This is a genomic window from Coprococcus sp. AF19-8AC, assembly GCF_003603115.1.
Lineage (GTDB): Bacteria > Bacillota > Clostridia > Lachnospirales > Lachnospiraceae > Coprococcus > Coprococcus aceti.
In genome coordinates, this window is record NZ_QTMI01000004.1 from 13,326 (window position 1) to 29,889 (window position 16,564).

Below are 16,564 nucleotides of genomic sequence, written 5' to 3' on the forward strand. Positions count from 1 at the left end.
CTCCTGTCAGGACAGGTCTGCAACTTTACGCATCTCCATTATTCTGTCAAGAAGCATGTCTGCACACTCTTCCTTTGACATCATCGGAAGTTCACTGATACTGTCCCTTGTAATGAGAGTGAGAACATTGGTGTCAACACCAAATCCCGCCCCTGCGACCTTTAAATTATTTGCCGCAATAAGATCTATATGCTTTGAATCTATCTTCTTCCTTGAATTCTCTATGAGATCCCTCGTCTCCATTGAGAATCCGCAGATGATCTGATCCTGTATCCCCTTTTCAATTCTCTGATTTCCAAGTGCAAGCAGAATATCCTTCGTTCTCGAAAGCTTGATGCTCATGTCTCCATCAGCCTTCTTGATCTTGTGTTCTGCCACCTCTGCAGGCCTGTAATCAGCCACCGCAGCAGCCTTGATGATCACGTCCTGCTCTGTACTTCTGTCCATGACAGCCTCATACATATCCTGAGCCGATGTTATGTCAACCACATTGACAAATCTCGGCGGTTCTATCTCCACCTTGCCTGTGACCAGGGTGACGTCCGCCCCTCTGAGCATGGCCTGTCTGGCAATGGCATATCCCATCTTGCCTGTGGAGTGATTCGTTATATATCTGACCGGGTCTATGGCCTCACGGGTAGGGCCTGCCGTAACCAGAAGTCTCACCCCGGCCATATCCTTTTCTTTCGCTATGGCCTTAAGGATATAATCCTGAAGAACCTCCGCATCAGGGAGCTTGCCCTTGCCTGTGTCTCCACATGCAAGGTATCCAGTTGCGGATTCCACTATCTCATATCCATATGACTCAAGCTTCTTTATATTGTCCTGTACTATAGGATTCTCTATCATTCCGGTATTCATGGCCGGTGCTATGATCTTAGGACATTTTGCCGGCATGATCGTTGTGCTGAGCATATCGTCTGCTATTCCCCCCGCTATCTTGCCGATTATATTGGCCGACGCAGGTGCCACCATGAACACATCCGCCCTCTTTGCCAGTGCTACGTGCTCCACGTTGAACTGGAAATTCCTGTCAAATGTATCGACCAGGCATTTGTTGCCTGTGAGCGTCTCAAATGTGATCGGATTGATAAAGTTTGTTGCGTTCTCCGTCATGATGACATGCACATCCGCATGCTTTTTCACCAGCATACTTGCCAGATTGGCTATCTTATATGCCGCAATGCTTCCTGTGACTCCGAGAACTACTGTCTTCCCTTTTAACATACTGTGTATTTTATCCTTTCTTCAAAGGCTGTATTCTATAACTCAGCTATAAAGTTGTCAATCAGTCTCGCCTTGCCGAACTTGACTGCCATTGCACAGAGTACATGTCCTTCTGCCTTCTCTATGGACTGCATGGTATCCATGTTGACCATCTCTACATAGTCGATAGTTGCAAGCGGTTCAGCAGAGATGAGCTTCTTCATCTCACCAACGATCTTCGCTGCGTCTCTCTCTCCGTCAGCTATCATGTCCTGACCAAGCTTTACGGCCTTGCTGAGAACTACTGCAGCCTTTCTCTCCTCTGGTGTGAGGTAGATGTTTCTTGAGCTCTTTGCCAGTCCGTCCGCCTCTCTTATGATCGGACAGCCGACTATCTCTATATCAAAGTTCAGATCCTTGACCATTCTCATGATGATGGCAAGCTGCTGGGCATCCTTCTGTCCAAAGTATGCTCTGTCAGGTATAACTATATTGAAGAGCTTTCCTACAACTGTACATACACCCTTGAAATGTATTGGACGTGTAAGTCCGCAGAGTGCATTTGGAAGTCCTGTCATGTTGATGAATGACACGAAGCCGTCTGCGTACATCTCCTCAGGCTCCGGATTGAATATGATGTCTGCACCTGTGCTCTCACAGAGCTTTGCATCAGCCTCAAGATCTCTTGGATAGCTCTCAAGATCCTCGTTTGGTCCAAACTGTATAGGATTTACAAATACGCTTACAACTGTTCTGTCGTTCTGCTCCACTGACTTCTTGATAAGACTCTGATGTCCCTCGTGAAGATAACCCATTGTAGGAACAAGACCAACTGTAAGTCCCTGCTTCTTCCACTCTTTAACCTGCGCTCTTACCTCATCTATCTTCTTTAAAATTACCATGATCGTTTTCTCCTTTAGTATAACTTCTCTATTACTTCATCGTCTATCTTGTATGTGTGCTCAGGGCCCGGGAATGTTCCGGCATTTATCTCATCGATATAAGCCTTAACCGCACCTCTCATAACATCGCCCACATTTGCAAACTGCTTTACGAACTTTGGAACAAAGTCTGAATACATGCCAAACATATCCTGATTTACAAGCACCTGTCCATCGCAGTAACGGCCTGCGCCTATTCCTATGGTAGGGATGCTTACTGTCTCTGTGACTATCTTCGCAAGCTTCTCCGGTACGCACTCCATTACGAGCATGAATGCGCCTGCCTCCTCAACAGCCTTTGCATCCTCTATGAGCTTCTTGGCTGCAGCCTCTGTCTTGCCCTGCACCTTGAATCCGCCAAATGCGTTGATGGACTGTGGTGTGAGTCCAAGATGTGCACATACAGGTATGCTCGCCTTGACTATGGCGCTTATCTGCGGACACATGTCCTGACCGCCCTCAAGCTTCACCGCTCCGGCACGTCCTTCCTTCATGATCCTTCCGGCATTGACAACCGCGTCATACACGCTTGTCTGATAGGACATAAATGGCATATCTGTGATAACAAGAGCATTCTTTGCGCCCCTTGCCACCGCTGCACTGTGATGTATCATATCATCAACAGTTACAGAGATCGTGTCCTCATATCCGAGGATAGTGTTGCCCAGGGAATCTCCAACAAGAATAGTGTTGACTCCTGACTCATCCACGATCTTCGCCATGGTGTAATCATACGCTGTGATCATGGATATCTTCTTGTCCGTTCCCTTCATCTGCCTGAGTGTTGCCGTCGTGTTCTTCATAATTAAATTCTCCTATTCCGTTCAGTAGACGTATCAAACCGCTATAATCTCTGTCCGGGTGCTTTCTCTCTGCCACCGGCACAAGACATCTGGACACCGCAGCATATGCGCTCCGTTCATCTCCGCTCAATGCATTCAGATGCTTTCTCACAGTTTCTGTATCGCATCTCTCAACAGGCCCTGTCAGGCTGTCAACCGGTCCCCTGTCAGCCGCAGCTTTCGCATTGCCGAGGAACAAAGGCACTATAGCCCTCTGTGCCTCCTCCGCCGAGAAGCCGCACTGTGTCAGAAGCTCCTGTGAAACCGCCAGCAGCCCTGTTACCAGATTGCTTGCAAACACCGCAGCGCCGTGATACTTCACCTTGTCGGTACCATCAATGCGCACGCAGCTATTGCCGAGGGCTCTTATGACAGAACATACCTTATCGACATATCTGTCATCTCCCTCAACTGTAAAAAATGAATTGTCCAGTTCTTTATAGGATTCGTACTTTGAACTTATTGCATACATAGGATGAATCGAATAACCAAAGGCTCCCGCCTCTGTTATACCTGAGAAAATATCTGATGTCATCGCCCCACTGGCGTGACAAATGATCCTGCCACGAATGTCAAGATCCTTTATACTCTTCCACACCTCTCCTATCTGTCCGTCAGGAACAGTGAGAAAAATAATTTCACTATACTCACACAGCTGCTCCAGGCTGTCGTACACACAGGTCTCGGTAAACTCTGCTGCAAGCTCCGCACTCTGTCTGCTGGCGCTAAAATATCCACCAACATCCAGGCACAATGCTCCATCCGTTTTCTCTCTGACAAGCTCTCTCTTCTCTGCGATATACCTGCCAAATGTGAATCCGACTTTTCCAGCTCCAATAAATCCAATCCTCATACAATCACCTGCTTAAATCTGTTGTCAGTATCCGTGTATGCGCTTCCTGTGGAAGCATGATTCAGGTACAGCTTCTTTCGAATACCATCCATCCAACATACTAACATTCCACTTTTTAATTGTAAAGTTAGTACTTAAACTTTTCTATTACTTCTTCGTTAGCTTTCATGGCAGCCTTTTCCATGTCTCTACGCTCATCCTGAAGCTTTAATCTGACTGCCTCGTTGTTGACACCGATTATCTGAAGGGCAAGATATGCAGCATTCTTGCTTCCGTTTATCGCAACTGTTGCAACAGGGATTCCTGAAGGCATCTGAACGATAGAAAGAAGTGCATCCATTCCATCAAGAGTTGCGCCTGAGAGAGGTACTCCAATAACAGGGAGAACTGTCTGTGATGCCACAACTCCAGGGAGTGCTGCCGCCATTCCTGCAGCCGCGATTATGACCTCTGTTCCGTTATTGTTAGCTTCCTCGATGAATTCTGAAAGTCCTGCGTGTGCTCTGTGTGCTGAAAGGCATCTCACATCGACCTCCACACCGTAATTCTTAAGAATTGATACTGCCGGCTCAACCTTTGGCAGATCACTTGTTGATCCCATGATAATTGCTACTCTCATTTTTTCATTTCCTCTTTTCTTGTTTATTTATATTGCAGCGCAGGCTTATTTTGCCTGCGCACTTTATATAATGTTAGATACTGTTGAGATACTGGTCTATCATCTCACTGGAGGTCTGGTAATCTCCGGTTCCCACATACTCCTTAAGTGCAGTGAAGAACTCTGTGTCTATATCTCCGTAGGAGTACCTGTCAATATCACGTATAATGTCCTCCACAGGTTCGCTGTCCCCCGCTCTCAAGAATGCCCTGAGCTCCTTGAGCTTGCTCTTGTTTATTCCATCCCGGACTTCCTTCTCAGCAGTCTCCTCCACATGATTTATCTTTGACATGTACTTGTCTATCTGCTTGAAGAAGTCGTTCATCATAGCTATAAAATCGCGGGTATTATCGCGGGCATACTGCTGGTTTCCGATATTTATCGCAGACTCCAGGTTGGCCGCCTTGCGCTCGATTCCGTAAGCCCCGATATTTGCACTGCTGCTCTTGATGTCATGGATTATATTTTTGTACTTTCTCACATCGTCGTCTATATATTTTCTGAGCTGCTGTACCTCTTCCCGGTACTCATCCCTGTAATTTCTGACAAATGTGTTAAAGGTTCTGAAGCTTCCACCCATGGCTTTGACGGAATCTTCCACGGACACAAATCTTCCAAGCAGGACTGCATCCTCCATATAGTTGATATCATCATCGGACTGGGAAAGCTCTGTGTCTCTCTCCTTTATCTTGTCCTCCGATATATAAGTCCTCAGCATGGATTCTGCCTGATCGAGCTCTATCGGCTTAACTATGACATCGTTGAAGCCCGATGTGAGTATCTCCTCTCTGGATGTCTCGACCGTGTTGGCGGACAGCGCAATGATAGGCATCTTCTTGTACTCCTCACCGTCAAGATTTCTCATCTCCCTGACGGTATCCAGTCCATCCATGACAGGCATAACAGTGTCGATAAATACCATATCGTAATTCTCCACCATGACCTTATCAAGTGCATCAAATCCCGATGTGGCTGTGTCGCACGCCAGACCATATGTATCAAATATGGTCTTCTCCACCTGTAATGCAAGCTCTGAGTCGTCCACTATAAGTATGCGGGCATCCGGCAGCCACAGATGTGAATTGGCATTTCTTCTCGCCATTTCCTTGCGCTTTCTCTCATTGTAGTTGACATAACTATAATCAAACACTGACTGCTTGATGCTGAAGCGTATGGTCGTTCCTGCGCCATATATGCTCTCTGCGCTGATGCTTCCATCCAGCATACGCACAAGCTCCTTGGCTATGGCAAGGCCAAGACTGACTCTGAACATTCCTATATCTGATCTCTCATAGGAATCATCCAGCTCAAACAATGTTCCAAGTCTCTCTTCCTTAACTCCAAGTCCTGTATCCGATATCTTGAAGTCCAGATATATCTCATCGTGATCCCTGTCAAATATTCGGGATATCTCAGTCTCCGGTTCCTCTATGAGCTCCGAGAATTCACTGACTGTGTAATCCTCGACCTCCGCCTCATCTACATCCTCGTCAGCTCTTCTGGCTATACGCCAGTCAATGTCTATGCTTATATAGCCCTCTTTTGTAGTATTTGCGGACCATGCAAATATGTTCTCAAGAATCTCTCTCACCGCCGTCATATCTCCTATGAGTCCGTTCGGTATCTTGTCCTCAATGCTGACCTTGAGATCGATGAGATCACTGTTCACCATGGACTTGAATTCGTCGGAGAGCTCATCTATGAGATCCGAGGCAAAATACTGCTTGTACTCCGGCTCTATGATGTCGTCCTTGAGGTTTGAAAGCTTCGATATTCCATCGGACATATCGAGTATCTCTCTTCCCGCAGCATACATGGCACCGTACTGTGCATACTCATCACTCTGGGTATCCTGACAGTTTCTCATGGCAAGCTCTGAGATGGCGATTATGTTATTGAGTGGAGTTCTTATCTCATGATTAAGATAGTTTACATAATCATTCTTTGCCTGATTGGACTTCTCCGCCTCCTCACTCTTCTTGCTGAGCTCTTCCACCTGCTCGTTCTGTCTTCTGAGAAGCTTGAAGATACTTCTCGCAACAGCTATTCCCACTAAGATAAGAAGAACTATAAATATCACAATGAGCATCTTTGCCAGATTCGTCTCGAAAAAACCAAGTTCCTTGTCTATGACAAATGTAAGCGGCTGTTCACACTCCACGCCGTCCGCATTTTTTGCAGTTAACATAAAACGGTAAGTACCTCCCTCAAGATTGGTGTACTCGACCTCCATCTTGTCAGTTCCCGTGAGCGTTCTCTTCTCGCTCTCAAAGCCCTCAAGGTAATACTCCACTGATATGTCAGCACGGTTTACATAACTAAGGACTGAGAACTTGATAGTTATTCTGTTGGTGTTCTTCGGCACATCTATCTGTCCGTCCAGATCTGAGAACTGATGCTCAGTTCCATCCACCTCTATGGAGGCAATACGAACCCTAGGAGCTACCTCGTTCACATACTCTGAATTGAGATTTATCCTGCACAGCCCTTCATCGCAGCACACATACACAACGCCTGTCTTTGACACATAGTTGGTTGATTTCTCTGTTATGTTGGATATTATTCCGTCGTTCTTCGTAAAGCTTATATATTCAGGTGAGGCATTGCTCAGTATATCCTTCTCATAATATCTGTATAAACCTCTGGAACCAAACATCCACAGGTATCCCTGATCGTCCATTATGAGATCGTATATACCGTTGGTGTTATCCACGGTGGTGACCTGTCTGACGGTTCCCTCCTGATAATACAGACCATTGTCCGTTCCTATCCACAAACCGCTGCTTCCGCGGACCATACTTGACACAACGCTCATCTTCTGGGTATCATCCAGCTTCATCTTGCCGACAGTATAATCCGTGTCAACTATAAACACGCCAGCGCCGTTGGAACCGGCATACAGCTCGCCGGTCTCGTCTGCGTACAGGCTGATTATGTCAGGGTTATCAAGTCCATCCAGTCTCGATATGCTCTTTACGACATCATCGCCCTCTATCACAGATATACCGTTCTCTGTTCCAACCGCCACCGTTCCCGGCTTTATCTCAGTTATACAGTTCACGGCATTGCTTATGAGTGATGACTCTCCACGGCTGTAGCTCTTGTACTGCCAGTTTCGGCCCACCTTTATTACACCATATATCTTATATGTAGCTATCCACAGATGATCGTCCGAATCCACATACAGATCTCGTATACTTATACCGCTGAGCTTTGATACGAGCTCATTGTCCGCACTCATCACAAGCTTGCCATTTGAATCTACGATATACAGACCTTCATCAGTTCCTATAAACGTGTTGCCATTGTAGCTCGTCACACAGTTCACGATGGAGCTGTCTATGCCGTACTTCATGGTGACATTCTGGAACTTGCTCCTCTCCAACTGAAGAATACCTTTTCTGTATGACGTAAACCAGTAATTGCCCTCAAAGTCTATGATCATATCGCTCATCGACTCGTTAAAGCTCAGTCCCCCGATGGCTGTCACATTACCCTTTGATGAGATATATCCAACACCGTCATCGGCAAGCGCCCAGATGTTGTCGCCATCCGAATATATCTTGTTGATTCCGTGAAGGCTGCCCGTGTTGATGATCTCATTCTTGCCGTCTGTTCCTATCTTAAGGATGCTGTATCCGGCGGATCCATAATATCTGTTGCCATTCTCGTCAACATACAGTGAGTTTATATCGTCGACCCTGTACTCTGACTTGTTGGTTATGGAGACATGTCTTTCAGGATCAACGGTTATCAAAATATCATTATTGGCTATTGCATACACATAGTCCCCATGTCCTGATATATTTCCCACGCTGAGTCCTGACACGACATCATCAGCCAGAGCTTCCGCACCGTCAGATGACAGACGAAATATTCCCGACGAGGCCGCTATCCACAGATTCTTGTTATCGTCCTCGTACATGGCGTTGATGGTTGACACACCCAGATTGTACATCTCGGAAACTCTCTGAAAGGTTCCGTTATCATACATGTAGAGTCCATAGTTGTCCGTTCCAACATACAGCTTCTCATCACTTGTGAGATAAATGCAGTTGATCGAATATTTCGTGGCATCCTCGTCACCGTCCAGTGAGAACAGTGTAAATTCACTTCCGTCATACCTGTAAAGTCCGTTGTCCGTACCTATCCATATGTATCCACTCACAGACTGGCACACACAATTTGCCTCTCCACTGTCAAACCCATCGGTATCGGAGAATGTCCTCTGGTTATAATTTGATGTAAAATCCTCATCTGCAAACACACTAAGCCGTGGCCACATCACTGTCGCCACGGCAAGTATTATCACGTATATGATAAGTTTCTTTTGATGATCTCTCATTTTTTCCTCCGAAGATATGTCCGCTCCTACGCCTCTTTGAGGAATGCAACATATCCTTTCTTGGTCTCATATATATCTGCCTTAGATGTCACTTCCCATGGTGCATGCATGTTGAGTACAGCCACGCCACAGTCTATTACCTCCATACCATACAGTGAAAGTATATATGCGATGGTTCCGCCGCCACCGACATCTACCTTGCCGAGCTCGGCTGTCTGGTATGTGATCTCCGCATCATCCATGATCTTTCTTATAGCCGCCATGTATTCTGCATTTGCGTCATTTGATCCTGACTTTCCTCTTGATCCTGTGAACTTGTTAAATACCATTCCCTCACCGAAGATAGCCGCATTCTTCTTGTCAAATGCTGACTCAAATGTAGGATCAAAGCCCGCAGATACATCCGATGACAGCATCCTTGACGATGCAAGACATCTTCTGAGTGAGATCTCTGAGAAGCCACCCATGGCGTTCATGATCTCAGCTACAGTATTCTCGAAGAAGTGTGACTGCATTCCTGTTGCTCCAACACTTCCTATCTCCTCCTTGTCAGTGAGCAGACAGCAGGTCGTCTTCTCCGGATCGTCAGCCTCAAGCATGGCGACAAGGGATGTGTATGCACACACTCTGTCGTCCTGGCCATATGCCATGATCATACTCTCGTCTATACCGCAGTTCCTTGCCTTTCCTGCAGGAACGATCTCGAGCTCTGCTGAGAGGAAATCCTCCTCCTTCATATCGTACTTCTTCTCAAGGAGCGCAAGTACAGCTTCCTTTACAGCCTCCTTCTCCTTGCCCTCAAGCGGTCTGCTTGCAAACAGTATGTCAAGCTGCTCTCCCTCTATCACTGAATCCGCTCTCTTCTTGAGCTGCTCCTGAGAGAGATGTATGAGAAGATCTGTAACACAGAATACCGGATCATTCTTGTCCTCTCCTATGTTCACTGTCATAACGTCACCATTTGTCTTTGCAACAACACCGTGTATGGCAAGTGGGAGTGTTACCCACTGATACTTCTTGATTCCGCCGTAATAGTGAGTGTCGAGATATGCAAATCCGCCCTTCTCATAAAGCGGATTCTGCTTCACATCCATTCGAGGGGAATCAATGTGTGCACCGAGTATGTTCATGCCCTTCTCAAGCTTCTTCTTTCCTATATTGAACATGGCGACCGTCTTGTTCATCCACACGGCATACACTTTATCTCCAGCTGCAAGGCTCTCCTTGTTCTTAATGATCTTCTTCAGATCTCTGTAGCCGTGATCCTCTGCCTGTCTGACGATCTCTTTAACGCATTCTCTCTCTGTCTTGCCATTGTCAAGGAATTCCCTGTAGTCCTTACACAGGCTCTCCAGTTCCTTTATCTCATCCTTCTTGTATTTGTTCCACGCATTTTTCTGTGCCATTTTCATTGCCTCCTGTTAATAACTGTACACATCAGTGTCTATATTCCACGCACTCCTGCGCATAGTAATACTGCGCAGGATAACGAGTATAGCTCCCATTATTATAAAGAAAATAATATATACTGCATATGACGGGATCATTGTAAACTTGAAAACAAGATATCCTGCCACACACAAAACAATTGCTATAACAATTGCAATAGCCATATTAAAGAATGCATTCAGATTGCCTCTGAGCGCACCGTATTCATCCTCCCAGTCAAGCTTCGGATGTGTTGAATCGAGAAGCACACCTGTGTATGTGCAAATGCCCGAGCCGAGGATTCCCAGCACAACATAATACACACTGTCTATAACACTACACTCCATATATATGCAGAGGATAACCGTGGTAACCGCGATCGTCACTCCGCTGAACAGCATGCTAACCCAGACCTTTGCGCGGATCTGGAGATCATATGTCATCGGGATGTGCTTTATAAATGATATATGGCTTCCCTCTCTGGTGAACGCCGTGGATGCGATACTGTTCATCGCTGTTGCAAAGAATGCCAGGGCGATGACCGCAACCAGCATAACCATGTCAGCCAGGAAAAGCCCTCTTCCAAATGTGTCTCTGAATGCCCTGATTGAATCCGCAGTTGCAGGTATATTGAACAATGCCACAACGAGTATCGGCCATATCAGGTTGACCACAACGCAATACTTCCTGTATGCCGGAGTCCTCACCAGTGTCTTTATCTCCTTTGCCATATATGATCTGAACGGTGTCTTTATGGCAAAGTCCTGCAGCCCGACAACTTCCTTCTGGCGGCGTCCTGACCTTCCGGTGGATGACACAAGGTATACGCCCCTGAGGTACAGCAGATTTCCAAGGAAAAACAGAAGTGCCACACAGCCAGCGTTCACAAGCACAAAGAGCAACATATACACGATGTTGTTACTGCCCAATGCCTTCAGGAACAGCGGAACCGTGAAAAATATATTGTTCATTACCTTTATGAATATATTGTCACCATTTTTAAGGCTGTCTATGTAATTATTTATATTCACAGAGTCCATCTGTGCAAATGACCATATGAAAAGGCCTGCAAACACTACAACCGCAAGTCCCACCATGAAGTCCACATTTCTGAGCAGTTTGAGTCTGCTGAAAAACGCCATGACTATCAGTGCAAATATACCACAATACACCAGCGGCAGAACCGGAAGTAAAAATACGCCAAGTAATGAGGTTATCACGGATACCGGCTTTATCTCTGCGGCTACAAAGTAACCGATAAATCCACAGAAGAGAACCATAAACTCCATGACGCTTTCGGCAAAATATGCGTGTGTAAACTTGGCGGCCACAAGCTCTGCCGGTTTCACAGGCAGCGGCAGTAAATGATCAAGATCAGATGAAAAATAAAGCAGATTGAATATGACCATTATACTGAATATAACACCGAACACCGACATGAGCTGGATAACGAGGTTGAGTCCCTCTGTACAGCCTCCCGCCTCCATGAGTGCGGCAGTCATTATGTAAACTATAAATCCCACAACGATACAGCACGGGATCATTATACAGCACATGGCGATGATTCCCATGACCTTATATGCCTTTGCCTTGTCCCCGTGCTCCGGCATCTCCATATCATTATTCCTGCTTATCATACTGAGCAATATCCTAAAATTCTTCATGCGTCATCTCCACAAATATCTCTTCAAGAGATTTGTTCCTGTGCTGTGTCTCAAGCTCATCCAGAGTTCCCTGGTATATATCCTTTCCCTTTCTTATCATGATTATCTTGTCGCAGAGCTTCTCTGCAACCTCGAGAACATGTGTTGAAAAGAATACACAGTTTCCTGCGTCGGCATGTTCACGCATCATCTTCTTGAGCTCATATGCCGCATTCGGATCAAGTCCCGTCATAGGCTCGTCGAGTATCCATACAGGTGGATTGTGCACAAGCGCAGCTATGACCATCATCTTCTGGCGCATACCGTGGGAATAGCTGACCATCTGTCTGTTCAGGCTGTCCTCCATACCAAAGCGTTCAGCCATCTGCTCTATCCTCTGCTTTCTCTCGGTGGTCGATACTCCATATATATCAGCGATGAAATTGACATACTCAAGTCCCGTAAGTCTGAGAAATATATCAGGATTGTCGGCTATATAACCCATGGACTGCTTGGCCTCCATCGGCTTTTCTCTCATGTCGAAACCATTTATCTTTACTCTGCCCTCCGTCGGCATAAGTATACCTGTCAGCATCTTGATGGTAGTTGTCTTACCCGCACCATTCTGTCCAACAAATCCTACTATCTCACCCTTGTGTATATGGAAACTGAGATCATCAACTGATACAATGTCTCCGCCATACACCTTCTTAAGATTCTCCGCTATTATCATGCGCATGTCCTTTCATCACTATATCGTTTTTGCATACCCGGTCTTATTATATCAATTCAGCGTACGGTTTACAAGTTTACCGTTGTATCAAGACAGAATGAATATATGACCTTCTCCTTAACCTTCATGCCGGTGAGCTGTTCAAGCACATCGGCGTATTTGTCGAGCTGGACATGGTATCTCTTAACCAGCTCCGACGCATCCTTCACGCTGTCTGTCTTGTAATCCAGAAGAACTATGCCGCCATCCTCCTCGAAGTAGGCATCTATGATTCCCTGTACAACTATCGTCTCGTCTCCGCAGTCCTTAAGTGAGCTCATTATTTCTCCGGGCTCCATCATCATGTAGAACTGTCTCTCACGGTACAGTCTGTCCGACTTGCCCGCAGCCGCCATGCGCTGTCCTATCTCACTGTGTATCATCTTATATATCTTCTTTGGTCTTATCCGCTCTCTGTACACCTCATCAAATAACCCAAGCTCAAACACTCTGTCGACATCCTTCTCCGCATCCGCAACAGTTTTCCCTGAGAAGTCTGCAAGCTCCATGATCTTGTGATAAATGTTTCCTATCTCATTTCCATGGACTATCCTCTCCTCACTCATGAATGCTGGGATTGGGACCTCACTTCTGGCACTGTACTCCCTGCTGGTTAGGATATCCGGTGTAATGGCATCCTCACCGTGCGCCTGAAGTCTTTTTATCTCGGTTATGGACATCTTACTCTTAAGCCCCGAATGTCTGTAGCCATACCTGAATTCCAGTCCGTTCTTCACATGGTCATACAGTTCTTTGTCGAGCTTCGCTTCAGAGGCTTCCACTGTCATATTTTCTGCTTCATCCTGATCAGTCTCAGGAGACATAAAGCTGTCGGCCTCCACCCCGATGCTCTTCACATGATCGCACTCTCCCACATATCTGAGCGCGGTATATATCCAGGCGGCATAGCCATTTGCTTTCATGATAGATGCATAATTCATCCTGTCTCCGATTATATACATATCACAGGCTGCCTTGAATTTATCTGCATCCTTCACGCACCCGGTCATGTACAACTTTTCCTTTGCCCTGGTTAACGCCACATACAGGACTCTCATCTCCTCGGCATAGGTCTCCGCAACGATATTCTTACTCATTATCCGCTTGAAAAATGTCATTCTTCTGGCTCTTGTTCTGAGGTCGACCTGGTCGCACGCCAGATAATGATCCTGGTGGACAAGCACATTTGATCTGGTGTCCATCAGATTAAACTCCTTGCCGAGCCCAGACACAAATACAACAGGGAACTCCAGTCCCTTGCTCTTGTGCATGGTCATGACTCGGACGACGTCCTCATTCTCACTGACCACATCAGCCTCTGCAAAATCCAGATCATTTGTCTTGAGCTCATCAACATATCGGATGAAGTTGAACACGCCCTTGCTGTTCTCCTCGAAATCATCCGCCTTCTTGATGAGCATGTCGATATTCGCCTGGCGTCTTCTTCCCATCGGTCTGGCACCGACAAACCAGTAAAATCCGGTGGTGTCCAGCACGTATCTTATTATGTCGCTTATGGACATATAATTTTTATTCTTCTTGAGATAGTCAAGCATGTGAAGGAATTCCCACAGTCTGTCCACAGCGTGTTTTTTCTCGCCCACATGGGTGTCCATATAATCTATGACCTTGTCATAAAGTCTGGCGTTCCAGTCCGTGCCGTTCTTCTCGTATCTGCTGCGGTATTCACCCACTATAACCGCAAGTTCCTCCTCATCAAGGCCCACCAGTGGCGACCTTAGGACAGCAGCCAGGTCGTAATCCACGTAGCTGTTGTCCACTATGGATAGCATGCCGACAAGCGTCCGTATCTCAGCAGCATCAAAGTAACCACTCTCGCTCTCAATGTAAAGAGGTATGCCCTTCTCCTGAAATACCCTGTCAAATATGGTGGATGCTGTGGACACGCTTCTAAGAAGAATGACGATATCCTTATATCTGACAGGTCTCCTGTCATCGCCACTTCCAACATACAGAGGTTCACTTCCGTCAACAATATCACGTATCTTACCGGCGATATAATTCGCCTCAACCTCAGGATTGCCATACTCCTCAGATACATCCGCTTCTCTCATATTATTGTCTATGAGTATGAACTCTGATACAGGGCCATGATCCACGTCATCCGGCTCCGTCATCCCTTCTCCGTCACTTATGGCAAATCTAGAATTGAGCTTTGCGCCCTCATCGTACTCTATGTCTCCTATCTCTCGCCTCATGAGCTGGGCAAATATTGAGTTCACCGTCTTTAACACATTTATCTCACTTCGGAAGTTTCTGGTCAGCAGTATGCTGTTGCCATCTATGTCCGGGTCCGCTATGTCAGCATCACCCAGCCTGCGGTAGCTGTCATACTTCTCTATGAACAGATCCGGTCTCGCCATTCTGAATCTGTATATGCTCTGCTTAACATCGCCGACCATGAATGTGTTGTGGATATCCTCACCGTGTCCCGACACACTTGCCAGAATGTATTCCTGCAGAAAGTTACTGTCCTGATACTCATCTATAAGTATCTCCCTGTACCGCCTTGAGACTTCCTTTCCAATCTCTGAAGGAACGGCCCTGCCATCCTCTATTCCATCGCACAATATCCTGAACGCAAACTCCTCTATGTCGTGGAACTCGAACATATTCTTGTCCATCTTGACCTTCATGAGTTCATCCATGTAAAGCCCAGTGAGCTTCAAAAGTGATGATATCACTGGCTCAGTCATGGCTGCCTGCCTCAGAATGTCATCCACATCCAGGACGACCGAAACTATGTCGTCTATGATCGACTTATACACATCCCGCCTTGATTTGACAAATTCCTTCTTCTCCGGGTCAGCTCCACCGCCCGGGTTCACAAATCTGTCAAATGCATAGCATATACTCCGGCCCTGGGCATCCTTCTCCATCTTGAGTCCCTCCGGTCTTAACGACGTTCTGTATATATCCCTGAGTTCAAACAGATCAACGTGCAGGTCGTCTTCCCCGCCACAGCTTCTGAGCATGTGTGTTATCAGCTCAGCATCCTTGTCCACACGGAGGCCGTACGCCTCAAGGCCATATGCCTCAGTTGCATATTTCTTGCACTCCCTGACCATATCATCCGCAGTTCTGAGCATCATGTACACCCTGTCCGCAAATGTTCTGACCATCGGAAGTTCCATGACAGCTCTTCTTTTCTCCCCCTCAGTGGATGATGTGTCCACGGCAAATTTCATGGCATCCGCCGCCTGCGCAAGCCATTTCTTCGGCTCCGGATAGCTGGATATAACCTTTATTATCCTCTCAACTATATCCGGCACGGCACTGTCGCTCTCATTTCTCGCAAATGTCCTTATCAGCCTGTCGAAACCGGGCACGACCGATTCATCCTCATAGCACATCTCCATGACCTGATCCATCACGTCGTGCTTTATGATCTTCATCTCCGTGTCGTCCGCTATGCCAAATGCACAGTCGAGCTCCACCCTCGCAAAGTATTCCTTCACTATCCTAAGGCAAAAGCTGTCTATGGTGCAGATGTCAGCGTGGTTGATCAACGTCATCTGCTTTATAAGGTGCTCGTCATAGTCTCCCTGCGCCATCATCTCATCTATCTTTTTCTGCAGTGCCTGTCCTATCTTCTCCTTCATCTGGGCCGCTGCCGCATTTGTAAATGTAACGACAAGGAGCTCATCCACAGACACAGGCTCGCTACCCTCTATTCTGTCACCTTGCGAATTCCTTCCGGCCACCATCTCTATGATGCGCTCCACGAGAACCGCAGTCTTACCTGAGCCCGCCGCTGCAGACACAAGAAGATTGCCCTGTCTTGTGTCGATGACATGTGCCTGCTGGTCTGTCCACTTTATTCCATTGTCAGTCTTCATATCTTTTCCCATGCCA

At 46.6% G+C, this 16,564-nt stretch carries 10 protein-coding genes; all 10 read right to left on the minus strand.

Annotated features, from left to right (window positions below; translation table 11 throughout):
- Nucleotides 1–6 precede the first annotated feature (6 nt).
- Nucleotides 7–1,227, minus strand: coding sequence for a bifunctional phosphopantothenoylcysteine decarboxylase/phosphopantothenate--cysteine ligase CoaBC (gene coaBC / locus DWX57_RS10520; protein ID WP_055223400.1), 1,221 nt, complete (start codon nucleotides 1,225–1,227; stop codon nucleotides 7–9).
- Between the two features lie 35 nt (nucleotides 1,228–1,262).
- Nucleotides 1,263–2,108, minus strand: coding sequence for a pantoate--beta-alanine ligase (gene panC, locus DWX57_RS10525; RefSeq protein WP_120124082.1), 846 nt, complete (start codon nucleotides 2,106–2,108; stop codon nucleotides 1,263–1,265).
- A gap of 14 nt (nucleotides 2,109–2,122) precedes the next feature.
- Nucleotides 2,123–2,950, minus strand: a complete 828-nt coding sequence (gene panB / locus DWX57_RS10530) for a 3-methyl-2-oxobutanoate hydroxymethyltransferase (protein WP_015535079.1) — start codon at nucleotides 2,948–2,950, stop codon at nucleotides 2,123–2,125.
- Nucleotides 2,877–3,842: a Rossmann-like and DUF2520 domain-containing protein gene (locus DWX57_RS10535; protein WP_120124084.1), complete on the minus strand. Its 966-nt coding sequence runs from the start codon at nucleotides 3,840–3,842 to the stop codon at nucleotides 2,877–2,879. Before DWX57_RS10535 ends, panB begins: the two co-directional genes overlap by 74 nt.
- A gap of 127 nt (nucleotides 3,843–3,969) precedes the next feature.
- The gene (purE, locus tag DWX57_RS10540) at nucleotides 3,970–4,461 is read right to left on the minus strand and encodes a 5-(carboxyamino)imidazole ribonucleotide mutase (RefSeq protein ID WP_015535082.1); all 492 of its coding nucleotides are present in this window, start codon (nucleotides 4,459–4,461) and stop codon (nucleotides 3,970–3,972) included.
- Nucleotides 4,462–4,534: 73 nt separating this feature from the next.
- Nucleotides 4,535–8,845 (minus strand): hybrid sensor histidine kinase/response regulator, encoded by a 4,311-nt coding sequence (locus tag DWX57_RS10545; RefSeq protein ID WP_120124087.1) that lies wholly within the window; start codon nucleotides 8,843–8,845, stop codon nucleotides 4,535–4,537.
- Nucleotides 8,846–8,871: 26 nt separating this feature from the next.
- Nucleotides 8,872–10,251, minus strand: a complete 1,380-nt coding sequence (locus DWX57_RS10550) for an aminopeptidase (RefSeq protein WP_022216893.1) — start codon at nucleotides 10,249–10,251, stop codon at nucleotides 8,872–8,874.
- A gap of 15 nt (nucleotides 10,252–10,266) precedes the next feature.
- Nucleotides 10,267–11,937 carry a hypothetical protein gene (locus DWX57_RS10555; protein WP_055223398.1) on the minus strand — a complete coding sequence of 557 codons (1,671 nt, stop codon included), beginning with the start codon at nucleotides 11,935–11,937 and terminating at the stop codon, nucleotides 10,267–10,269.
- Nucleotides 11,924–12,649, minus strand: a complete 726-nt coding sequence (locus DWX57_RS10560; protein WP_022216895.1) for an ABC transporter ATP-binding protein — start codon at nucleotides 12,647–12,649, stop codon at nucleotides 11,924–11,926. The genes DWX57_RS10555 and DWX57_RS10560 overlap by 14 nt, the downstream gene beginning before the upstream one ends.
- Before the next feature lie 68 nt (nucleotides 12,650–12,717).
- Nucleotides 12,718–16,560 carry a helicase-exonuclease AddAB subunit AddA gene (addA, locus tag DWX57_RS10565; protein WP_120124300.1) on the minus strand — a complete coding sequence of 1,281 codons (3,843 nt, stop codon included), beginning with the start codon at nucleotides 16,558–16,560 and terminating at the stop codon, nucleotides 12,718–12,720.
- Nucleotides 16,561–16,564: the final 4 nt, after the last annotated feature.

Bases quoted from the DNA above. Each gene is read 5' to 3' on its own strand.
- DWX57_RS10535 (WP_120124084.1), bottom strand. From the start codon at position 3,842: ATGAGGATTGGATTTATTGGAGCTGGAAAAGTCGGATTCACATTTGGC.
- DWX57_RS10560 (WP_022216895.1), bottom strand. From the start codon at position 12,649: ATGATAATAGCGGAGAATCTTAAGAAGGTGTATGGCGGAGACATTGTA.
- purE (WP_015535082.1), bottom strand. From the start codon at position 4,461: ATGAGAGTAGCAATTATCATGGGATCAACAAGTGATCTGCCAAAGGTT.
- DWX57_RS10550 (WP_022216893.1), bottom strand. From the start codon at position 10,251: ATGGCACAGAAAAATGCGTGGAACAAATACAAGAAGGATGAGATAAAG.
- panB (WP_015535079.1), bottom strand. From the start codon at position 2,950: ATGAAGAACACGACGGCAACACTCAGGCAGATGAAGGGAACGGACAAG.
- DWX57_RS10545 (WP_120124087.1), bottom strand. From the start codon at position 8,845: ATGAGAGATCATCAAAAGAAACTTATCATATACGTGATAATACTTGCC.
- addA (WP_120124300.1), bottom strand. From the start codon at position 16,560: ATGGGAAAAGATATGAAGACTGACAATGGAATAAAGTGGACAGACCAG.
- coaBC (WP_055223400.1), bottom strand. From the start codon at position 1,227: ATGTTAAAAGGGAAGACAGTAGTTCTCGGAGTCACAGGAAGCATTGCG.
- DWX57_RS10555 (WP_055223398.1), bottom strand. From the start codon at position 11,937: ATGAAGAATTTTAGGATATTGCTCAGTATGATAAGCAGGAATAATGAT.
- panC (WP_120124082.1), bottom strand. From the start codon at position 2,108: ATGGTAATTTTAAAGAAGATAGATGAGGTAAGAGCGCAGGTTAAAGAG.